The organism is Streptomyces sp. NBC_01431 (genome assembly GCF_036231355.1).
In the GTDB taxonomy this organism is placed as follows: Bacteria; Actinomycetota; Actinomycetes; order Streptomycetales; family Streptomycetaceae; genus Streptomyces.
The window spans coordinates 7,951,130-7,971,563 of sequence record NZ_CP109496.1 but is presented as its reverse complement, the minus strand read 5'-3'; the positions used below and the strand labels follow the sequence as shown (position 1 = coordinate 7,971,563).

The window sequence follows — 20,434 nt, the reverse complement described above, 5'->3', positions numbered from 1 at the left end:
AAAAGACCTCCCGATATGCGGTCGACCCTTATTTCCGGGATGCCTGGGAAGAACTTGTCGGCATATTCGGTACGCCTGGCGAGGTGCGGCGGTTCACCTGGCGGCACGTCCCGCTGGTGCTGCGCCCCGACGCCATCGCCGCCGGCCGGGGCGAGCTGCTGCTCGACCTGCTCCGGCAGTGGGGCCTCACGCCTGTCGGACACGCGGAGGTGCGGTTCGACCGCCACCTGGTGCGGGAGGTGTGGCGCTACCAGTTGAACATCGCCACGCGCGACCGCATCACGATGATGGACCGGGTGCTGGTGGACAGGCCGGGCCTGCTGATCCTCCTGCGCGCCACCCGGCCGACAGCCGAACCCGTGTGCCTGGACCTTCGGGCGCGCAAGGGGCCCAGCGACCCGGACCGCCGCACTCCTGATCAGCTGCGCCACGTCCTGTCCGCGGCCCGCGCCTCCGTGCTCACTCTGGTCCACTCCCCCGACGAACCCATCGACGTGGTCAGGGACTTGGCGGTGTTCCTCGACGGCCACGGAATCCGGCAACTGACCGCCGATCCACGCCCCCCGGAGGAGGAGCGCGCCGCCGTGCTGTCCCGGCTCAAGGAGCTTCGGGACGAGACCGGGCACCACGAGCTCGACCTCGACACCGCGCGGCTCTCGCTCGGGCTGCCCACCGACCCGGCCCGGCTGGCCCGCGCCGCTCAGCGAGTGCTCGCCGAGGTCCTCACCGCCCGCCACGTCGGCTCCTGGGACCGCCTCGTCGTGGCGGCCCACACGGCCCGGACCCACTTCGCCGGCTACCGGGCCGCCATCCCGGACACCGATGCGACTGCCTGGTCGCATCATCTCGCCCCGCCCAAGGAGGACTGACCCTTGCATCGTTACGAGCTGCTGGAACACCTGCGTACGCAGGTCGACTACACCACCCGCGAACACATCCTCATGGGCGACCTGGACCTCGCGGTGCACGCCACCGTGTCGCCGTTCCCGGCCAACCGCTACTTCTCCCGCACCGTCCGCGCCGCCGCGCCCTGGGCCACGGCCACCCGGCGCCACCACTATTTCTGGATGCGGCCCGAAGACCTCGCCGAGCCGGTCCTCGGCGAGGTCACCCGCCACGCGGACCGCGGCTTCCGAGCCGAACGCTTCCGCGACGGCTTCTATCTGACGCACCATCACGGCGCTCCGGCCCTTCTGTTCGTCACCGAGGACGCCACCTATGTGATCGGCGGCGACCCGAGCAAGGTCTTCTGGTCCTACTTCGTCAAGGTGGCGCTGACCCGGCACGCCCACCGTTCCGGCCGGCTCCATCTCAAGGCCGGCGCCATCGTGGCCGAGGACCGGACCCTGCTCGTCGTCGGCCGGGGCGGCGGCGGCAAGACCTTCCTGTCGCTGCTCGCCAGCGGGGCCGGGGCGACGTTCGTGTCCAACACCCACGTCCTGCTGGCGCCCGACTCGACCATCGGCGTGACCAGTTCGATACGTGTGCGGCCCGACCCGGCATACGACTGGCTGTTCGCGCGAGCCGAGACCTCCCCGCACTTCGAGGGCCGGGAATCCGTGATCGACCCGGTCGACGCCGGGTTCCGGCTCGCCCCCTCGGCGGGCGCGCCGGACGCCATCGTGATCCTGGACCACTCGGGGCGGGGTGACCGGTCCGTCGAGCCGGTCACCCCGCGCGAGGCCCGAGCGCTCGTCGACCACTTCGCCTGGCCGTTGAACACGTACGGCATGAAGTACGACGTCTGGGACATGGTCGGCGGCTCCCTGCACCGGTTCAGTGACTATCTCGACAGCGAGTCCGAGCAGCTGGACAAGCTGTGCGGCTCGGTTCCCGCCCTGCGGGTCGACTGGCATCTGTCCGGCGTCTCAGACGTCGCCGCGCTGATGGCGGCCGTCGTCGGGCACTGCTGACACCCCGGGGAACACGGCCACCTCCCCGGACCGATCGGGCACCGGGTCCACCACCCGGTGCCCGTCGGCCACCCGCCCGGACGCCACGAGGTGCTCCGCGTCGGCACCGGTCTCGACGACACCGCCGGACCTCACGGTGAGCACCCGGTCTGCGAGCGTCAGCATCTCGCGACGGTGCGTGATGAAGATCTGCGCACCGCCCCACGCCCTGAGGTTCTCGATGATGCGACGCTCGCACGCGTGGTCCACCGCGTTGGTGGCCTCGTCGAGAATCACCAGCCCCGGCCGGCGGACGACCGCACGGGCGATGGCGATCCGCTGGCGCTGGCCACCGGACAGGGTCGCACCGTTGAACGGCAGAACCGTGTCGTACTTGAGCGGCAACGACATGATCTCCTCGTCGATCTCGGCCGTCCTCGCCGCCTCGCGCATCTCCTCCTCCCCGACGCCGGTGCTGCCGATGAGGATGTTCTCGCGGATGGTGCCCGCGAACAGCGTCGCCTCCTGGGTCACGATGCCCAAGCAGCGCCGCAGGGACGTCAGGTCCCACTGGGCCGCGTCGGCTCCGTTGATGACGACCTGTCCCTCGTCCGGCGCGTGCAGCAAGCCGAGCACCATCGCCAGGGTCGACTTGCCCGAGCCCGAGGGCCCGGCGATCCCGACCGTCTCACCGGCGTCGATGCGCAGCTCGACTCCCGCCAGCACCGGCCGCTCCCCGCTGTCGTAGCGGAAGGTCACACCGCGCAGCCCGACGCTCTCGATGCCGCCGGCGAACTCGGGCCGCGGCTCGGCCTGTTCGGGCACCGCGCGCATCACGTCGTCGACCCTGCGCAGTGCCCGGTCCACCCAAGCGAGTCCCAGGAAGGACGTGATGAAGGAACCCAACAGCGCGAACACCATGGAGGACAGGGACACCACGGCCAGCATCCGGCCCAGCTCCAGCGCCCCGTCCAGGTAACGCAGTGTGCACACGTAGAGCATGACCAGCGGCCCGCCGAAGGCGAGCGCACCCGCCGCCGAGGTGGTCAGCGCGTTCACCGTGCGCTGGCGGACCCGGCTGTCTATCTCCTGGCGCAGACTGGTGCGCCAACGCTCACGGACGTGCGTCTCAAGACCGCCGCTCTTGATCGTCTTCACGCCGCTGAGGATCTCCGTCAGCTCGGCCTGACTGCGGGCTTGACTTTCGATCAGTTCTCCCGCACGGCGCTTCTGGTAGGCGAAGCCCGTCAGAAGCACGGCGGCCGCGACGAAGGCCAGGGCCAGCAGCACAGCGCCGGCCACGGGGTCGAACCAGAAGGCGATCACCAGGTCGATGACGACCAGGGCACCGTCGAAGATGCTGGTGAAGGTGGTCGCCGACATCAGCTGTCGCAGGTACTCGGTGCTGCGTACCCGCATGTTGATGTCGCCGATGGAGCGGCGCGTGAAGTAGTGGTACGGCTGTGCCAGCACCCGGTCCAGAAGTGTCAGGGTGGCGTGCTCGTCCATCCGCGCCTCCATCCGGACCACTCCGAGTCCCCGGGCGACCTGGAGCGCCAGCACCGTGGCGACCATCACCAGGCATCCGATGCCCAGGACGTAGGCGTCACCGAACTCCTGGCGGGGCAGGACCGAGGACACCAGCCAGTCCGTGACCAGCGGCAGTGCCAGGGTCGCCGCCACCAGCACGGCGGAGATCGCGAGGATCGCGGACGCCAGCCGGCCGCCGTTGAGGAACAGCCGGATGTGCCGCCACGGCCGGCGCTTCGCGGGCGCGGCGAAGCCGGCGGCCGCCGCTGTGGCGCCCTCACCCGGCTCGACCTTGATGGCGATCCCCGAGTACAGCCGGGCGGCTGTGTCCAGCGGGACGTGCCGCGGCCCCACCGCCGGGTCCATGACCACCAGATAGCGGCGGGTGAGCCGGCGCAGCACCACGAAGTGGGTACGGTTCCAGAACAGCACGCTGCCGGGCGGCAGTTCGCCGAGCCCCTTCAAGGGGGCTCGGACCCCCTTGGCGGTCAGGCCGTGGGCGCGGACCACCTCGGCGATGCGCCGTGCCGATACCGCGCCCCGGGTCGGCGCGAGGAGCGTCCGCAGCCGGTCGAAGTCTGCGCTGACCCTCCGGAAGGCGAAGACCATCGCCAGGCAGGCCGCCGCGCAGTCGCTGATCTCCTGCTGCGGTACGAACGGCATGCGCAGCCGTGCCTCACGACGTCGGCCGGACCGAAACGGCCAGATCCTCCTTGCCCGTCCCAGGATGCGAGCTCCGTGTTCCAGCACTGGATGAACCACCTTTCCTGTCAACTCGCCGGGCGGGCGGACGGTTGCGATACCGGGACCGTCGCGTCCAGGCCGAGCAGGTGCTCGCGCAGGGCGTCCCAGAGCGTCAGGGGCGTGGCGAAGACCTCGGGCACCAGCAGGTCCTGCGGGAACATGAGGCCGTACTCGTCCTCGATGACCACCACGAGATTCACGATCCCGAGCGAGTCGATGCCCAGGTCGGCCATCGGCAGCGCGAGATCGGGCTCCTCGCCGGCCTGCGGATCCGGGCAGGTGTCCTTGACGATCTGCCCGAACCGCGCGAACCACGCGGGCACGGGCGAAGCGGAGTCGGTCATGGGATCACCCCTTCCCGGGGAAGCGAGCGACGGTGACGCCGAAGCGGTCTCGCAGGATGTCGATCAGCCGCCAACAGGCCTTTTCCCAGGACCAGTCACGCTGGATGTGCTGGGCGGCCCGCAGTCCCATCGCGGCAGCCTCGTCCTGGTGCTCGACGGCCCACCGCATCCACCTCCGGATGCCGTCCACACGTGGCTCGGCCCACTCGATGGGCGACCGCTCCGGCTCGGCCCAGCTCAGCTCGCTGGCCCGGACGCTGTGGACCAGCGAGAAGGGGATGAGCAGGTTGGTCTCGGGGGAACAGTAGTCGGTGTTGCCGCCCCAGGGCGTGACGATCGTGGGCAGGCCGCAGGCCATCGCCTCGGCGATGGTCAGGCAGAAAGCCTCGGCCCGGTGCGGATGCACGAGGCAGTGGCAGGCCCGGTTGAGCCGGGCGACGTCTGCCAGGGAAAGGTCCTCGAAGAGGTAGTGGACGTGGGCGTCGCTGCCCGTCTCCCGCTGGACCTGAAGCCCGATGTCCCGGATGCCCTCGTGGACGGGGGTGGTCTCGATGGTGCCGTCCGCGTGGACAGCCTTGGACTCCTTGACCGGGCAGTGCACCACCAGCGAGACGTCGTCGGTGCCGTCGAAGGTGGTGAAGTAGGCCTCGAAGGCCGCCTTGATGTTCTTCCTGTCGATCCATGGAGTCGAGTTGAGCAGGAAGCGGAACGAACGGGTGGCCGGCAGGTCCAGAGGCGTGACGTCCGGGTGGAAGACCCGGGTGTCGACGCCCTGGGGAACCACGCCGACCCGGTGCGGGTCGACGCCGTCGGTCAGCAGTGCCCGCGCCGAGTGGGTGGACGGCATGCCCAGCAGGTCCCAGGGCTGCTCGGGACCGTACTGGGCGTACGGGTCGGGGCGAGTGCCGTCGATGGCGTACAGGCACACGTTCAGCGCGCCGGGCACCGTCGGCGCCGCCGTTCCCCCGGCACCGGAGAGCGCCGCGAGTTCCCGTTCGTTGGGGCGGCTCAGCGACCGGATGTGGACCTGGCGGTCCGGGGCGCGCCGGGGGCGCCTGAGGACCTCGGCAACGGCGTCCTCGCGCTCGGAGCCGACGTCGACCTTGAAGCGCTCACCGGCCAGGTCCGGTTCGACGACGACGTCGATGCCAAGGCGCCACAGCGCCACGACCATCTCGCGGGCGACGATCGCGTACGACCCCTTCCCCCGCACATTGGCGTGGAAGTTGAGCTGCACATCCTGCTTCATTCGTTCGTTGTCCCCATCGTTCGGTTGTCCCCTCACCACGTTTCGACCACGTCCCGCACGGCGTCCACCACGTCCTGCACGGCCTTCGCCGGCATGTCGGCGAAGGTGGGCAGCCACGCCGTCGTGGCCGAGACCTCCTCCGCCACGGGGCACGGCGGCCCGGCCTCCCGGTACAGCGCGAGCGACGTCAGCGCGGGCCAGATGCCGCGCGCGTCGATCCCCCGGGCCCGCAGCGCCGCGACGAGTTCGGCACGGCGCGGCGTGGTCACCGAGTACAGCCAGCAGCCCCAGGTGGCCCAGGGCGCCACCGGTCGCAGGCCCAGTGGCGTGTCCCGCAGCTTCTCGGTGTACTGGTCGGCGACGCGTCGGCGGGCGGCGACCAGTTCGTCCCAGCGCTCCACCTGGCCGAGCCCGATGGCGGCGGTCGGATTGGTCATCCGGAAGTTGTGGCCGACCAGCTCGTGCCAATAGGGGCGGGCCGTGGACATCCCGTGGTTGGCGATCAGCCGCATCCGCTCCATCAGCCCGGCGTCGTCCACCGCGACACAGCCGCCCTCCCCCGTGGAGACGGCCTTGTTGGCGTGGAAGCTGAACACCGAGGCGATGCCCTCCGCGCCGACCGGTCGGCCCCGGTACCGGGCGCCGTGCGCCTGCGCGGCGTCCTCCACGACCGGGACGCCCAGGCGGGCGAGCGCGTCGAAGTCCGCCGGGTGTCCCATGAGGTCCACCGCCACGATCGCCTTGGTCCGTGCGGTCATCGCGCGAGCCGCGGAGTCCGGGTCGAGGGTCCAGGTGCGCGGGTGGATGTCGCAGAGCACCGGGCGGGCTCCCACCGCGCGCACGGCGGCGGCGGGTGCTACGAAGGTCAGGGCGGGCACGATCACCTCGTCGCCCGGCCCGATGTCCAAGGCCAGCAGGGCCAGTTGGAGCGCCGAGGTACCGCTGTTGACCGCGATGACGTGCGACCGGCCGGTGCGTTCGGCGAGCGCGGCCTCGAAGCGTTCCAGATAGGCGCCGGTGCCGGAGATCCATCCGGAGGCCAGCGCGTCGTGGGCGTAAGCGGTCTCCAGCCCGGTCAGGGCGACCGAGGACAGGGGTATGCGCATGCTCACCTGATCACCCGTTCTCCACGGCCGGGCGGCTGCCGGCCATCAGTGCCCCGACCCGGGCGGTGAAGCTGGCGGGGTCCGCTCGGTAGAGGGCATTGATGTCGTCCAGGCCCTGGGGCGGTTGCAGGCGCCGGATCTCACCGCGGTGGCCAATCGCCCGCAGCCGCTCCACCACCCCGGCGACGTAGGCGTGGACTCCCCGCGGGTACGTCCTGGGATCGTCCCCGGGCTCCACCACCACGTGGATCTCCGCCGCCCCCGCCAGATGGCCGGGGCCGATCGTGTCCCAGGCGTCGCCGCCGGGGACACCGAGGGCAGCGACCCCCTGGGACCAGGCGGTCCAGCAGTCGGACTCGCCCTCGACCAGCAGCATCTTCGGACGCCCGCGCAGCAGTGCGGGAACGCTCGGGTGCCAGTAGGCGCCCAACGGCGCACCGGAGTCCTCCCAGATGGAGCCGTCGGCACCCCGCAGTGCCGTGCGCAGCCTTGCACGGCGGGGCACGCCGTCCGGCGACGCGTACGGAATGCGCACGCCCTGCGGTACGTCGTGCACGGCGTAACCGGCCAGCACCTGCGGGTCGAGACCCTTGGCGCGGGCCAGCGCGGACACGGTCACCGGACTGCTCATGGCTGGGCTCCAGTCGTGGAGGGGACGGTGTTCTCCGCGGTGGCCGGGCAGCCGGGTGGCGAGCCCTCGGCGGCCCGCAGTCGCACCGGAAGTTCCTGGTAGGCAGCGAGGAAGTTCGACAGCGTCCGCACGGGTGGCCCGGCCGGCTCACCGTCGGCGAACAGCTCGGTCAACGTACGGATGGCGACGCGGAGTTGGAGCCTGGCCAGCGCCGCGCCGAGGCAGCTGTGAGTGCCCCGGGCAAAGCCGAGATGGGGGTTGGGGTGGCGGCGGACGTCGAAGACGTGCGGCATCCGGAACACCTCTTCGTCCCGGTTGGCGGAGTAGGCCCACACCACCACCGGCTCCCCGGCGCGTATACGCCGGCCGCCGATCTCCACGTCCTGGATCGTGGTGCGGGCGACGTGGCGCACCGGGGTGGCCCAACGGACCGCCTCCTCCACGGCGGACGGGATCAGCTCCGGTTCGTCGCGCAACGCCTGGTAGCTCGCCGGGAACCGCAGCAGTGCGGAGAGCGCACCGGCCATCGTGTTGCGGGTGGTCTGGGTGCCCGCGATGGCGAGGTTGAGGGAGTTGACCATCACCTCGGGGAGAGTGAGGCTCTCGCCGTTCACCGATTCGCTCAGCAGCTGACGGATCAGGCCGCCGCCCTGGCCCGACTGCTGCCGGCGTTGGATCAGTTTGGCGAAGTAGCCGAGCAGGTCGGCGTTGGCCTGCTCGGCGACCGCGCGCGGGCTGGGGCCGCCGGGGACCTGCGGTACGGAGCCCGACAGGAAGACCTGCGAGGTCTTCTCCGCGATCCAGTCCATGTCTTCGTCGGGCAGCCCGAGGAGCACCCCGGCAATCCGTGCGGGCATCCGGGAAGAGACCCGCGCGACGAAGTCGAACGGCTCGTCGGCGTCGCGCACCTCGGTCAGCAGCCGCCGCACGACCCGGCCTATCTCCGGTTCAAGGGCGGCCACCGCACCCGCGGTGAAGAGCGAGCCGATGACCTTCCTGAGGCGGGTGTGGCGCGGCGGATCGGTCACTTCGAGCATCCGTCCGGCTGCCGGGTCCGGGCCCCCGTGCACGGTGTCGATGGTCATGCCGTGCTCCGCCGAGAACGCCGCGGGGTCGCGGTAGACGCGTACGGCGTCCGTGTGACGGGTCACCGACCAGAAGCCCTCGGTGCTCTTCGGTCCGTGCCAGAAGACCGGATGCTCCCTGCGCAGGTCGGCGAAGAGCGCGTCCGTGTCGGTGGTCGCGTACAGGCGTGCGTCGGCGAGATCGATGCCGGGGATCGGGTCGTTCCGTGTCACGGGCCCTCCACTGGTCGGCCGGCGCTGGGCGCCGGGGGGTGCGGCAGCCGGGCGCCCGGCACCTTGAGGACCCTGGCCGCCAGCAGCTGCCCCCGGTGGGCGGCCTCCTCCGGGGCGGTCCCGGCCGCGACCGCCTGGGCGAGCCCCGCCACGAACGCGTCGCCCGCGCCCAGCGCGTCGACCGCCTGCTCCACCCGTGGGGCGGGCAGTGCGACGGACCTCCGGCCCCGGCACAGCCGGACCCCAGCGGCGCCCAGCGTGGTCACCAGGTGCGGTGTGGACGGCAGTTGGGCGCCCTCATCGACGAGGGCGTCCATGGAACGCCGCTCCGGGGCGTTGGTCACCAGCCAGTCGACTCCGTCCAGCGCCCGCAGGACCGCCGGGTCCCGGATCAGGGTGCCGCCGGGTGCCGCGATGGTGACGGTGCCCGGCGGACGCGCCGTCAGGGCGGCGACAGCGGTCGCGGGCGGCGGGTCGAAGACCACGACGACGGAGGGGCGGATGCGGCGCAAGGCCCGTGTCACGTCCTCGGGTGCGAGCAACGCGTTGGCCCCCCGGTCCATGACCATGAACCGGCGCCCGCCCAGCGAGGAGACGACCACGTGCCCGGTGAGGGCCTCCTCGGTGCGCCGTACGGGCGTCACGTCCACGCCCCTCTCGGCGAGCGCGGCGATCAGCGCCGTGCCCTCGGCGTCCCGGCCGACCGTGCCGACCAATGCGACCCGGCAGCCGGTGACGGCGAGGGCGTGGGCGCAGTTGGCCGCGTGTCCGCCGTGCCGGCGCTCAGCGGGCCTGCTGGTCCACACCGAATCGTCGTCGTCGGGCAGTCGGTCGGCCCACAGCAGGAGGTCCATGTTGATCCCGCCGACGACGAGGATGTCGGCGCGGTGCGGCGAAAGTGACGGCATCCGGCGTGCTCAGCTCACCGCGAGGGCGGAGATCTCCACCCGGACCCCGGGCTCGACCAGTCCCGCGACATAGACCAGGGTGCTCGACGGCGCCGGGACCGGCATCCGCCGGTCGCGTACGGCGGACACGGCGCCGAAGTCGCCCCGGTCCACCAGATAGACGGTGACGGCCACCACGTGGGACAGGTCCAGGCCGTCGGTGACGAGGACGGCTTCGAGGGCGTCGAAGACGAACTCGGCTTGCCGGCCCGCGTCGTCGGGGAACCGGACCGTCCCCCGGGCGTCGACCGGGACCTGGCCGCTGACCGCCACGAGTCGCGCCCCGGCGGTCAGCGGGGCCGAGAGACCGGGCGAATAGCGGGCGACGGGACGCGAGTGGCCCTCGGGGACGAGGGCGCGGCGTTCAGCGGACACGAGCCACCTCCGTCGGCGCGCTCTCCTCGAACGGCCCGTATGTCGAGTGGATCGAGCAGATCGACAGCTCGCGCAGCTCTACGTGGTCCGGCAGCGCGAACACGTGCTCCACGGTTGCGGCGATGTCCTCGGGCTGGAGGATCTCGGGGCGGTCGCCCGGCTGACGGCCCCGGAAGTGGGTGTCGACCCGCCCTGGGTACAGGGCGGTCACCCGCACCCGGTTGCCGCGTACCTCGCGGCGGAAGGTTTCGGTCAGGGAGGCCAGTGCCGCCTTGGAGGAGCAGTAGGCCGACCGTCCGGGGAAGGGATGGAGCGCCGAGTCCGAGACCATCGTGACGACTTGGCTGCCTTCCGGCCGGGCCAGCAGCAGCGGCCGCAGTTGGGCGAGGGTGTGGAAGGCGCCGGAGACGTTGGTGGCCAGCATCGTCTGCCATGCGGCCCCCGTAAGGTCACCGACCTCGCCCCACTCGCCGACGCCCGCGTTGACCACCACTCCCCGCAGTGCGGTGGCGCCGGCGAGGCTGGTGCGCACACCACGGGCCACGGAGTCCCAGTCCCCGACGTCGACCCGGCAGGTGGTGATGCGCCCGTCGGGGTCCGCCGCGCGGAGCGCGGCGAGGTCCTCCTCGGACCGGGCCCACGCCACGACGGGGTGGCCGAGGCGCGCGAGGCGCCGCGCCACCGCCTTGCCTATGCCGCGTGACGCGCCGGTGACCACTATCGGCTCAGACATCGGCTTCTGCCTCCGGGAGTTGGGCCGACACCAGGGGGATCAGTGTCGGCACGTCGAGTTCCATGCGTTCGGCCACCTGCCACGCCGCGTCGGGACCTGCCGTGTCGGCGAGCACGATGAGGCCGAGCAGCAGGGGGCGGACGGCGGGCAGGCCTCGCCCGGCCACCGTCGTCAGGGGGCCCTGCCGGATCACGCCCTCGCGGATCAGGCCCCGGTATCCGGCGGCCCGCAGCAGGGCGTGCTTGCGGTGGTGGAAGGACACGGAGCTCGCGCCAAGGTGTCCGGCCCGAGCCGCGAGCAGCAGCCCGGTGCACACGGCGTACGTCCGCACTCCGCGGTCGCGGGACCGGCCCACCAGCTCCGCCAGCCCCCCCACTGCGGTCACCTCGGCGGTACGGGCGCCCGGCCCGCCCGGCAGCACCAGGGCGTCGAACGGCTCGGGGCGGCCGGCCCGGGTGACAACGTCGGCCCGTACCCGCAGCCCGCCCGAGGTGACGACCTCGGGGCGCTCCGCCCACAGCCGCGCCCGCACCGCCGCGCCGGCCGCGGCGGCCTTGCGCAGCGGACCGAGCACTCCGGTGAGATCGAGTTCGTCGACACCGTCGTACGCCACGACCGCGACCCGGCCCATCAGCCGTTCCGTTGCGCGGACGCCTGCTCCAGCAGCGAACGCGCGAGCTCCATGGAGTGGCGGACGTCGCCCTCAATGGGAGCGGACTTGAGCAGCGGCGCCGCCAGGAGCGGGAACCCGCCCTCCTCGGCGCCCGTGTGTGCCGCGGCGATCCGGACGAGGTCGATGATCACTCCTGCGGCGTTGCTGGAGTCCTGCACCCCGAGGGCGACGTCCAGCTTCACCGGGGTGTCGGCCCAGCCGCGCCCCTCGATGGAGATGTGGGCGACCTTGCGGTCCTCCAGATAGGGCACGAACCCGCCGGAGGGGATCACGGTGACCTTGCCGGTGTCGGCCACCCGCTGGCGCAGGGCGTTGTGTTTGGAGTGCTCCTTGGCGGAGCCGTTGGTGACCAGGTTCTGGAAGTCCGCGTTGCCCCCGAAGTTGACCTGGTAGGAGCCGCTCAGGGTGAGGCCCCGGTCCTGTACGAGTTCGAGGAGCGCACCGTGGACCACGGAGCTGCCCAGATGGCTCTGCAAATCGTCCCCGACGACACGCACGCCTTCCTTCGTGGCCCGTTTCATGACGTCCTCGTCCCGTGCCATCGGGTCGGGGGTGCAGTTGACGAGGTGGACACCGGCGCGGATCGCCGCGTGCGCGTAGGCCAGGGCCGTCTGCGGGAGCCCGGTCGGCAGCGAGTACAGCAGTACGTCGGCCCGTGCGTCACGCAGTTGGTCGGCCACCCGGTCGATCTGTGCCTCGTGGTCGGGATCGGTGATCCCTTCGAGGACCACCGGGTCGGGCCCGGTGACCCCGGTCGGCAGCATCGGGTAGTTGTTGGTTCCGGCGAAGATGGCCTCGGTGAAGGGCCGCCCCGTCTTGCGGGCGTCCGTCTCGAAGGCGGCGACGATCTCCACGTCGGTGACATGTATCCCGCACAGCCAGGGCCGTGTCACACCGGGCAGGTGCTGCCCCTGGGGAGAACCGTAGAACGCGATACCCTGCGCCAGGGCCGCCGCGTTGTTGCCCACGCCTGCAATCGCCAACCTCATGGGTCACCTCTTCCTTGCCGAAACTTCGCCAACCGGCGCTTTCTCCGGGAGCACACCGGCCGCGCGGAGCTGTCCGCGCAGCCGGTCCAGGTCCACCGCGGTCAGCCCGCGCTCTCCCGCCTCTTGTGGAACATCGGGTCCTTGGCTCGTGGTCCGGCTGCGCACCTGACCCGAGCCGAGGTCGATGATGTGGAACTCATCGCGCCCCGGCGGCCCTTGGAGCATCAGCGACACCGTCGTCTCGTCGGCGAGGGTCGAGTGCACCATCGCGTGGTGGATCGCGTAGCAGGTGCCGGACCGCTGCCGCTGCACGAACAGCGAGTGCGGGACCTCACCGCCGGAGAGCAGCGCCGAGGCCTCCTCTCCGCCGTAGAGAGTGTGGGTGTAGGAGCCGCGCAGGATCAGGGCGGCGAAGGACGCCCGGTGGTTGTGCGCCTCGGCGATCGGCTCCTCGAAGACGTGCAGTCGCAGCTTGCAGCCGGTGGCCGGGTCGCGGTGCAGCAGGACCTTCGAGAAGAGGTTGAACCGCTCGCTCCTGCGGATCAGTTCGGGCTTCGCGAGCACCCGTTCGTACAGCGCGCCGAGCACCTCGGGGGCGGCCAGTTCGCGCAGGATCCGCTCCAGCGGCTCCAGGCTCTCGACGATCCGGTCCCAGTCGACGTTCCGCAGGACCGCGTCGAGGCGTTCCAGGTGGGGCCGCGTTGCCGCCTCGTTCATGCCGTTGCGCTCCCGTCGTACGTGACCTGGTCGACGACTGTGTAGCTGACGTGGGTGCACGCGTGGTCGCAGCGGTCCGGTCCCGTGTGGAAGGGGGTGGCCCGATATCCCTGGAGGGCCGTCTCCGTACGGACCCAGACCTCGGACACCGTGCCGTCGGCGCTCAGCCTGGCCGTCGCCGGCCGGTCGACGGGCTCGTCGGGCGCTACCGCGCGGATGGTGTCCAGGGCGTCCGCGAAGGCTTCGAACAGCCCGCTCTGCTCCTGCAACTCGGTGATCCGCGGCAGCAGCGCCGCCCACAGGCCCTCCCGGAAGTCGTCGTCGCAGCGGCCGTCCGCGCCCACCTGGGCGAAGGCATGCTCGAACGCCTCGTAGTACAGCCCGCGTTCCAGCCCCTCGGTCTTGCGCTGGGCCTGATTGAGCAGGTCGAACAGCCAGTCCGGTACGGGCACGGTGCACACGTCTTCGTTGACCCTGGCGAGAAACGCCTCACGAGCCTTGATGGCGGGCTCGCTCCAGCCCTCGGACTCGTAGCGCCGGTGGAACCAGCGCACCGCCGCCTCGACGTCGCCGACCCGCCAGTCGTCGAACTCGTACTGCCAGCGATCGCCGAGCGGCGCGGTGTCGGTGCGGCCCTGGGCGATCATCCGCTGGTACTGCGGCGTGCCCCAGTAGATGTTCATCTTGTTCTGGAGGTGCTGGACCCGGCAGTGCCCGGAGTCCTTGATCCACCGGAACTGCTCGCGCAGTTCGGCGAGACTCATCTCCGGGTCGAACATGATGTAGCCGAAGTTGATGGCGTGGGGCGGCATACCGGTCTCACGCAGGTTGGCCAGTGCCGTCTCGTTGTCCGCGACGGTGGTGCCCTTGTCCCAGCGCTTCAGGACCGAGTCGACCCCGGACTCCACCCCGATGAACAGACGGTGCAGTCCGACGTCCCGCAGCCGGCGGACGAAGTCGGGCTTGACGGTGTCGGCGCGCATCTCGGCATAGAAGTTGACGTCCAGCCCCGCCTCGACGATCTGGTCGCAGAACTCCTCGACCCACCGGTACCCGTTGGGTGAGGGCATGATGAAGAGGTCGTCGACGAAGGAGAATCTGCGCACCCCCTGCTCCTCGCCGATCAGCCGCATCTCCTCCACGATGGAGCCGGGCGAGCGGCGCATCACGTTGTGGTCGCCGTAGATCTGGTGGATGGAGCAGAATGTGCAGGCGGCATAGCAACCGCGGGAGGCGACCAGATAGGCCGAATGTCCGCCGCGGCGGCCGTTCTTGATGATCCATTCCAGGTCGCGGCGGGCGGGCCTCGGCAGCGCGTCGAGGTCGCGGATGCGGGGTCGTTCCGGCGCGGTCCTCGGCCGGCCGTCCTGGCGGTAGGTGAGGCCGCGCATCTGCGAGAGCGGGGCCCCCGTGGCCACCCGCCAGGCCAGCTCGGTGATGCCGTACTCCCCTTCGCCGCGTACGACACTGTCGATCTGGGGCGCGTCCTCCAGCACCTCGTTGGCGGCGGCGGACGGGAACACGCCGCCCACGGTGACGTGCACCTCGGGGCGTTCCCGCTTGACGAGTTCGGCGATCTGCTTCGCCGCCCGGTAGGTGCGCTGCGACTTCGCGGAGATCCCGAGCAGACCGAGGTCGGGCACCGCCATGAGCCGTTCGGCGACCTCCTCCGGGGCGAGGAACTCCAGTTCGGCGTTGACCGACTCGACGGGGTAGTCGCCGGCTTCCAGCGCCGCGATGAGATAGCCGAGCGCCAGGCTCTCCCGGTACTTGAGCCGGTTCTTCGCGACCGCTTCGGTCAGAAAGGGGTGGACCACGGCGGTACTGAAGCCACCGGGGTTCCGGTACCGCGTGAAGTGATCGACCGGGTCCTCGGCAACGATGGGAAGGTTCCTGCGCTTGGCCACAGCCACTCCTGTGTTCACGGGGATGCTTTACTGAAGGTCATCGCCGGGCGGCGAAGGCGTCCACCACCGCGCCGACCATCCCGGGGGCCGCCCCCTGCTCGAAGACTTCAAGGTGCGCGGTGGGCACCCGCTGTAGCGTCAGGCCTCCCAGCAGCGACGCCCACGGGCCCCGCACCGCTGCGAGGTCGCCGCCGAACTGCTCGTCGAGACGCTCCTGCGTGAAGATGAGGTGGGCGTCAACCGCCAGCCGGGGCTGCGGCCGGTACCGCGCGAGGGCGTGCGCGGCCTCGCCGCTCACCCGCAGCTGCCGGTCGAACTGCTGCTCCGTAAACGCCCTGGGGTAGAACCCCATGAGCTGGAGCCGCCGGAACAGCTGTCCGCGGGCCCGGGGCAGCGGCGCCGGGTCGTCCCACTCGGTGAGACCCGCACGATGGGCCACGAACGCGAGTTGTTCGCGGTACAGCTCGTCCAGACCGGCGGGCCGGGCCTCCTCGCCCCACAGCTCGGGGTCGACCAGGACGAGCGTCGTGCGCCGGCCCGCCGACCGGCATTGACGGGCCATCTCCACGGCGACCAGCGAGGCCCCGCAGTAGCCCACCAGGCAGAGGCCACCCACCGCACCCTGGGCCTCCAGCGCGGACAGGTAGGCGGCCGCCATCTCCTCCACCGAGGTCAGGGGATCGTGCTCCCCCTCGAAACCCACCGCACGCAGCCCTATGACGCGCTGCTTGACCGCGTTCCCGAGGTGGCGCGCGTAGTAGACGTTCCCGGACATGCCGTGCACACAGGCGACGACCGGCTCCGGTCCGTCGGACAGCTCCACGGCGAGCGCGCCCCTTCCGTCACCGGAGAACCAGCCACGGATCTGCTCGGCCTGGGCGGCAACCGTGGCGTACTCGTACAGGTCGGACGCGGCGAGCGGAAGGTCGAACCGGTCGGTGAGACGGGCCCACAGCAGCGATACCAGCAGCGAGTTGCCGCCCAGGTCGAAGAACCGGGTCGTGCGGTCGGGGACTTCCGTGCCGAGCACCTCGGCCCACAGCTGGGCGAGGGTCATCTCCAGGACGCTCTCAAAGCGGGCTGGGGAGCCTGTCGTCGGGGCTTTCGATGTCTGTGCCGCCGGTGTTCCCGAGTTCGACACGCCCGTCTCCTGTCTCCTGGTGCGCGGGCCGCTCGGCCGGGTTCCCCACCCCGCCGGGCTTCAGCCGGACGCGATCCGTCTCCATGCCGCGCAGATTGGCCACCCCACGGAGCGCGGCAACGATTTCCTTGATGCCGGAGGCCAGACCCACTTCCGCCGTGAAACCCAGTTCACGGATCTTCCGGTACGAGACCTCGTAGTCACGCCGGTCGGGGTCCCGTTCGTCGTCACGCATCGTCAGCTCGAAATCGAAGGACTGCCGGATCTGCAGGGCAATTTCCTTCTTCGTGGCGTTGAGGCGTTCGTCGCCGACATTGAACGTCTCATCACGGAACGATTCCCACCGCTCCAGCGCGAAGATGAAGGAGCGCGCGATGTCGGCGACGTGAATGAAGCTGCGCCGGGCTCCCGATTCGTACATGACGATTTTTCTGCTGCGGAGCGCCTGGTACGAAAAGTGATTGGGCAGCAGGTCCAACCTCATCAGCGGGCTGACACCGAATGCCGTGGCATATCTGAAGATCGCCGCGTTGCCGGCCTCGTCGACCAGCTTCTCGCCGATCGATTTGGACTCTCCGTACAGCGTCAGCGGGGCGTTGTCCGTCAGCTCCGTGCACAGTCCCTCTGGGACCGATCCGTAGACGCTGCCCGTCGAGGCGAACAGGAACGCCTGGTCGGGATGGCGCAGCTCCAGCAGAAGCCGGGTCCCCTCGACGTTCGTGGTCACCGCGGTGCGCACATCGCGACGACAGGCCGGATAGCCCACCAGTGCGGCGAGATGGACCACGGCGTCCACGCCGGCGAGGGCGGCACGCACGTGCGCCGCGTCCCTCACATCGCCCCGCATCAATTCCAGACGCGGGTGGTGCAGACACGACTCCAGCCCCGAACTTCCGAATTCAAGGGTGTCGAGAACCCGAACCTGATGTCCCTGGCCCAGGGCCAGAGGGACGAGAGTGGAGCCTACATATCCGGCACCACCCGTCACGAGCAGTTTCATTCACCCCTCCTCCCACCGAAAGAAAAGACGGCCTGCCCATTTAAGATCACATGCGCCGATCTACTTTCCATCTACTTCCTGTCTACGAAAATTCCCGCAGGCCGGTGGCAGCCGGCCCCGGACCGTCCTTCACACTTCGAGGGCCGGTTCGAGCGGCCGGTTCAGAGCCTCCAGCCAGTCCTCGACGACTTCCCTGGGCATGAACGCGCGCCGATACACCACGCCGCAGTTGAGTTCCTCGCCCGTGTCTGTGACCCACAGGCTGAAGTCGAAGAGCGCGTCGGTCATTTCAGGCATACGGGTCTCACCGGCGGTGCCGTCGAGCCGAAGGCCCTCCGGCTGATTGCCCGCCATGAACAGAGCCCGCCGCTTCCGGGGAAGCTGTTCGCCGGTCGCGTCGACGTCCCTGATCTCGTCCATCACCTCGTCGAACGGAAGCCCCTGGTGCTGAAGGGTCCACAACAGGCCCTCGCGCACGGCACGGACCATGTCGGCGGGGCCGCCCTCCCGAGGGGCCTCGACGAGGACCGGCAGGAGGTTGACGAAGTTCCCGAGCACCTCCTTGGCCTCCGGCACGAAGCGCCCGGGGAACGGGCAGAAGAAACACAGCTCGTCGTTGAGGATGCTGGGCCGCATGGCGAACAGCACCTTGGCAGCCGCCAGGGCAAAGCTCGTCACCTTCAGGTTCTGCGCCTCGGCCGTGTGCCGCCGGTAGGCCTCGCCGCGTACGGAAAAGTGAACGGAGTCGCCCTCCGGGGGGCTGTCCTGCCAGCGCGTCGCGTTCCTCAGCAGTATTTCGGGAACTCCTGCGGGCAGCTTCTTCCGCCAGGCGGCGCGCAGTTCACGCCCCTGCTGCCCACCGAGCACCCGGCCCTCGGCCGCCTCGACCTCCGCCGGCGACGGGCGCCTGCGATCCGCAAGGAAGGCCCCCTCCGTCGACGTGGCATAGGCGGCGCCGACGTCCCGCAACAGCTGGGCGAAGGAGAGGCCGTCGCAGACGGTGTGGTCGGCCTTGACGACGAGGGCGAAGCCGCGCCCCCCGAGCCGTACGCAGACAACTCGCAGCAGGCGCCCCTCCCGCAGGTCGAGCCGCCCGGCCATCTCGGCGTCGGCGGTCCGCTGAGCCTCGGCGCACAGGTCGTCCCACGTCGCGGACGCTTCCATGGTCACGAACCGCACGACCGGATAGTCGACCGGCTCCTCGCGGTACTGCGGCCCGAGTACCGGGTCGACCCGGTACCGGCTGCCCAGCGCGGGATTGACGGCGAGGGTCCGCCGGAAGGCCTCTTGCAACCGCTCCTCGTCGGCGGCCAAATCCCGGAAGTAGTAGACCTTGCAGATGATGCTCTCCGACGGGATCTCCCCCTCGGCACCCTGCTGGCGCCTGATCCCCACACTCATCCGGTGTGGGACGCTCCGCCAGCCGTCCGGCTCCCCCTCGGCATCCCCGGGCAACTCCGGCACAACCGGCGGGGCTTCGTGCGGGCCCTCCTCACCGGCCGGGGACGCCACAGCGGAGCCGAGGACCTCGGCGGTGAACTCGGCGAGCCGTGGAAAGTCGAACAGGGTCCGGATCGACACGTCCACCCCCAGCCGCTCCCCCGCGGCGAGCACCAGCGTCTCGGCGAGCAGAGAGTGACCGCCGAGTTCGAAAAACGAGTCGTCCGTCCCGATGTCGTCGATCCCCAGCACGTCCTGCCACACGTCGACCATCGCGGCGACGGCTTCGGTAACCGCCCGGCCGGCCCCGTCCGCCACTGGACCCGCTCCCTCCCGCGGCTCCGCACGGCCCGGACGATCCTCGGCCAGGTCGATCACCGTGGCGCCCGGGCCCCGGGCGATCTCCCGCAGCACCCGCCGGTAATCGGCGGCCAGTTCGGCGACCACCGTGGGGCCGACGGAGCCGGTGGGGTCCTTCCACAACACGTGGGTGCCGGCGCTGTCCTCCCGGACCATCACAGCGAGCGTGAAACCGGCGGTGCTCTCCAGGTCGAGCAGGCTCAGCCGGGCCCGCGCATCCGGGGCGTCGAGGACCAGGTCCTGGACGTCGACTCCGTCGCGCAGTCCGGCGTGCCAGTACTGGAACACGGTCTGGTGGGTCCGCGCCCGGGCTTCGGGCCCGGTCAGGCCGGCCTCGCGCATGATGGCAGGCAGCGGCAGATCTCCGTGCCGCAGCGCGTCCTTGACCAGGCCGCGCACCCGTTGGATCAGAGTGGCGTACGTGTCGGAGCCGCGCACCTCGCCACGGATCGGCAGGGCGTTCACGAAGTAGCCGACGCGGTCGCGCAGGGATTCCAGCGAGCGGCCGTGGTAGGGCACGAAGGCCAGCACCTCCTCGGTGCGGCAGTGCCGTCGCAGCAGCGCGAAGTAACCGGCGAGCAGGACGGTCACATAGGAGACGCCCGCCTCGGCCGCCCGGTCCCGCAGGTCGGCAACGAGGTCCGGGGGGAGGTCCTCGCTCAGGACGGTGTACCCGGGAGCGTCGACGGACGTCGGCAGGGCGAAGTCCAAGGGGCCCGAGGCCAGCGTCTTGCGCCAGTGGGCCCGGTGCTCCTCACCCGCCGGCCCGTCGGCCAGCTCCCGCGACCTGGCGGCGAATTCGGCCAGCGCCGGGACCTGGTCGACGCGTGCGGGCGGGTTGCCCGCGTAGCACTCGCGCAGCGCTTCGAGCAGGATCAGGACGGACGCCCCGTCGTACACAAGGTGGTGGGTCGCCATCAGCAGCACGGTGTAGCCGGGGCCGTGCAGCAGGTCCACGCGCGCCAGCGGCCCCTGCCGCAGATCGAAGGGCACCTGCCAGGTGCGACGGACGGCGTCGTCGCGGTCCAAGTCGGTGGTCCGTTCCCGTACCGGGATGCCGGGGGCGTCCGACCAGTCGAGGACCGGCCCCTGGGGCCCCGGGCGCACTCGGCCGCGCAGCTGGGGATAGGCCTCCCCGAGGGCAGTGACTGCCTGCTCCAGCCGGGCCCGGTCGATCTCGCCCCGTACCAGGAACGCTGTCGGAATGATGTGGGTCCACTGCTCGGGGTCGAGCTTCCAGCCGACCCACATGGCTTCCTGGCCGACGGAGAGCGGGACGTGCTGAGGGGTGCTGATGTCCACGGATGGAGTTCCTTCGTGATCGGGCGCTGCCGGTCACGCCCACGCGTGTGTGCGGC

At 70.8% G+C, this 20,434-nt stretch carries 18 protein-coding genes; 2 read left to right on the top strand and 16 right to left on the bottom strand.

Annotation, left to right across the window (positions count from 1 at the left end):
- The first annotated feature begins 83 nt into the window (after positions 1-83).
- Together OG522_RS36295 and OG522_RS36290 are read left to right on the top strand one after the other, a co-directional pair.
- Positions 84-869 (top strand): hypothetical protein, encoded by a 786-nt coding sequence (locus tag OG522_RS36295; RefSeq protein WP_329467276.1) that lies wholly within the window; start codon positions 84-86, stop codon positions 867-869.
- Positions 870-872: 3 nt separating this feature from the next.
- Positions 873-1,913 (top strand): hypothetical protein, encoded by a 1,041-nt coding sequence (locus OG522_RS36290; protein WP_329467275.1) that lies wholly within the window; start codon positions 873-875, stop codon positions 1,911-1,913.
- Here the strand turns inward: OG522_RS36290 and OG522_RS36285 are convergent.
- From OG522_RS36285 to OG522_RS36210, 16 genes are all read right to left on the bottom strand, one after another.
- The gene (locus OG522_RS36285) at positions 1,869-4,085 is read right to left on the bottom strand and encodes a peptidase domain-containing ABC transporter (protein WP_329467274.1); all 2,217 of its coding nucleotides are present in this window, start codon (positions 4,083-4,085) and stop codon (positions 1,869-1,871) included. The genes OG522_RS36290 and OG522_RS36285 overlap by 45 nt on opposite strands.
- A 107-nt stretch (positions 4,086-4,192) precedes the next feature.
- On the bottom strand, positions 4,193-4,510 hold the full coding sequence (locus OG522_RS36280) for an acyl carrier protein (protein WP_329467273.1): 318 nt from the start codon (positions 4,508-4,510) through the stop codon (positions 4,193-4,195).
- 4 nt (positions 4,511-4,514) lie between these two features.
- On the bottom strand, positions 4,515-5,759 hold the full coding sequence (locus tag OG522_RS36275; protein WP_329467272.1) for a glycosyltransferase family 4 protein: 1,245 nt from the start codon (positions 5,757-5,759) through the stop codon (positions 4,515-4,517).
- Positions 5,760-5,791: 32 nt separating this feature from the next.
- Entirely contained in the window at positions 5,792-6,865 is a 1,074-nt protein-coding gene (locus tag OG522_RS36270) for a DegT/DnrJ/EryC1/StrS family aminotransferase (RefSeq protein WP_329467271.1), read from the bottom strand.
- 10 nt (positions 6,866-6,875) lie between these two features.
- A complete protein-coding gene (locus tag OG522_RS36265; protein WP_329467270.1) occupies positions 6,876-7,496 on the bottom strand; it encodes a hypothetical protein in 621 nt (206 codons plus the stop codon).
- Entirely contained in the window at positions 7,493-8,794 is a 1,302-nt protein-coding gene (locus OG522_RS36260; protein ID WP_329467269.1) for a cytochrome P450, read from the bottom strand. The genes OG522_RS36265 and OG522_RS36260 overlap by 4 nt, the downstream gene beginning before the upstream one ends.
- Positions 8,791-9,702, bottom strand: coding sequence for a carbohydrate kinase family protein (locus tag OG522_RS36255; RefSeq protein WP_329467268.1), 912 nt, complete (start codon positions 9,700-9,702; stop codon positions 8,791-8,793). Before OG522_RS36255 ends, OG522_RS36260 begins: the two co-directional genes overlap by 4 nt.
- A 9-nt stretch (positions 9,703-9,711) precedes the next feature.
- The gene (locus OG522_RS36250; RefSeq protein ID WP_329467267.1) at positions 9,712-10,116 is read right to left on the bottom strand and encodes a RidA family protein; all 405 of its coding nucleotides are present in this window, start codon (positions 10,114-10,116) and stop codon (positions 9,712-9,714) included.
- Entirely contained in the window at positions 10,106-10,849 is a 744-nt protein-coding gene (locus OG522_RS36245) for an SDR family oxidoreductase (protein ID WP_329467266.1), read from the bottom strand. The genes OG522_RS36250 and OG522_RS36245 overlap by 11 nt, the downstream gene beginning before the upstream one ends.
- The gene (locus tag OG522_RS36240; RefSeq protein WP_329467265.1) at positions 10,842-11,480 is read right to left on the bottom strand and encodes a DJ-1/PfpI family protein; all 639 of its coding nucleotides are present in this window, start codon (positions 11,478-11,480) and stop codon (positions 10,842-10,844) included. Before OG522_RS36240 ends, OG522_RS36245 begins: the two co-directional genes overlap by 8 nt.
- On the bottom strand, positions 11,480-12,511 hold the full coding sequence (locus OG522_RS36235) for a hypothetical protein (protein ID WP_329467264.1): 1,032 nt from the start codon (positions 12,509-12,511) through the stop codon (positions 11,480-11,482). Before OG522_RS36235 ends, OG522_RS36240 begins: the two co-directional genes overlap by 1 nt.
- Positions 12,512-12,514: 3 nt before the next feature.
- On the bottom strand, positions 12,515-13,228 hold the full coding sequence (locus OG522_RS36230; protein WP_329467263.1) for a hypothetical protein: 714 nt from the start codon (positions 13,226-13,228) through the stop codon (positions 12,515-12,517).
- Positions 13,225-15,135 (bottom strand): B12-binding domain-containing radical SAM protein, encoded by a 1,911-nt coding sequence (locus OG522_RS36225; RefSeq protein WP_329467262.1) that lies wholly within the window; start codon positions 15,133-15,135, stop codon positions 13,225-13,227. The genes OG522_RS36230 and OG522_RS36225 overlap by 4 nt, the downstream gene beginning before the upstream one ends.
- A gap of 37 nt (positions 15,136-15,172) precedes the next feature.
- Positions 15,173-16,192, bottom strand: a complete 1,020-nt coding sequence (locus OG522_RS36220) for a thioesterase domain-containing protein (protein WP_329467261.1) — start codon at positions 16,190-16,192, stop codon at positions 15,173-15,175.
- Between the two features lie 13 nt (positions 16,193-16,205).
- Positions 16,206-17,276 (bottom strand): NAD-dependent epimerase/dehydratase family protein, encoded by a 1,071-nt coding sequence (locus tag OG522_RS36215; RefSeq protein ID WP_329467260.1) that lies wholly within the window; start codon positions 17,274-17,276, stop codon positions 16,206-16,208.
- Between the two features lie 129 nt (positions 17,277-17,405).
- The gene (locus tag OG522_RS36210; protein WP_329467259.1) at positions 17,406-20,378 is read right to left on the bottom strand and encodes a condensation domain-containing protein; all 2,973 of its coding nucleotides are present in this window, start codon (positions 20,376-20,378) and stop codon (positions 17,406-17,408) included.
- Between the last annotated feature and the right edge of the window lie 56 nt (positions 20,379-20,434).

Coding starts and splice junctions, on each gene's coding strand:
- OG522_RS36270 (WP_329467271.1), bottom strand. CDS start 6,865: ATGCGCATACCCCTGTCCTCGGTCGCCCTGACCGGGCTGGAGACCGCT.
- OG522_RS36240 (WP_329467265.1), bottom strand. CDS start 11,480: ATGGGCCGGGTCGCGGTCGTGGCGTACGACGGTGTCGACGAACTCGAT.
- OG522_RS36255 (WP_329467268.1), bottom strand. CDS start 9,702: ATGCCGTCACTTTCGCCGCACCGCGCCGACATCCTCGTCGTCGGCGGG.
- OG522_RS36265 (WP_329467270.1), bottom strand. CDS start 7,496: ATGAGCAGTCCGGTGACCGTGTCCGCGCTGGCCCGCGCCAAGGGTCTC.
- OG522_RS36245 (WP_329467266.1), bottom strand. CDS start 10,849: ATGTCTGAGCCGATAGTGGTCACCGGCGCGTCACGCGGCATAGGCAAG.
- OG522_RS36235 (WP_329467264.1), bottom strand. CDS start 12,511: ATGAGGTTGGCGATTGCAGGCGTGGGCAACAACGCGGCGGCCCTGGCG.
- OG522_RS36220 (WP_329467261.1), bottom strand. CDS start 16,192: ATGACCCTCGCCCAGCTGTGGGCCGAGGTGCTCGGCACGGAAGTCCCC.
- OG522_RS36230 (WP_329467263.1), bottom strand. CDS start 13,228: ATGAACGAGGCGGCAACGCGGCCCCACCTGGAACGCCTCGACGCGGTC.
- OG522_RS36215 (WP_329467260.1), bottom strand. CDS start 17,276: ATGAAACTGCTCGTGACGGGTGGTGCCGGATATGTAGGCTCCACTCTC.
- OG522_RS36275 (WP_329467272.1), bottom strand. CDS start 5,759: ATGAAGCAGGATGTGCAGCTCAACTTCCACGCCAATGTGCGGGGGAAG.
- OG522_RS36285 (WP_329467274.1), bottom strand. CDS start 4,085: ATGCCGTTCGTACCGCAGCAGGAGATCAGCGACTGCGCGGCGGCCTGC.
- OG522_RS36280 (WP_329467273.1), bottom strand. CDS start 4,510: ATGACCGACTCCGCTTCGCCCGTGCCCGCGTGGTTCGCGCGGTTCGGG.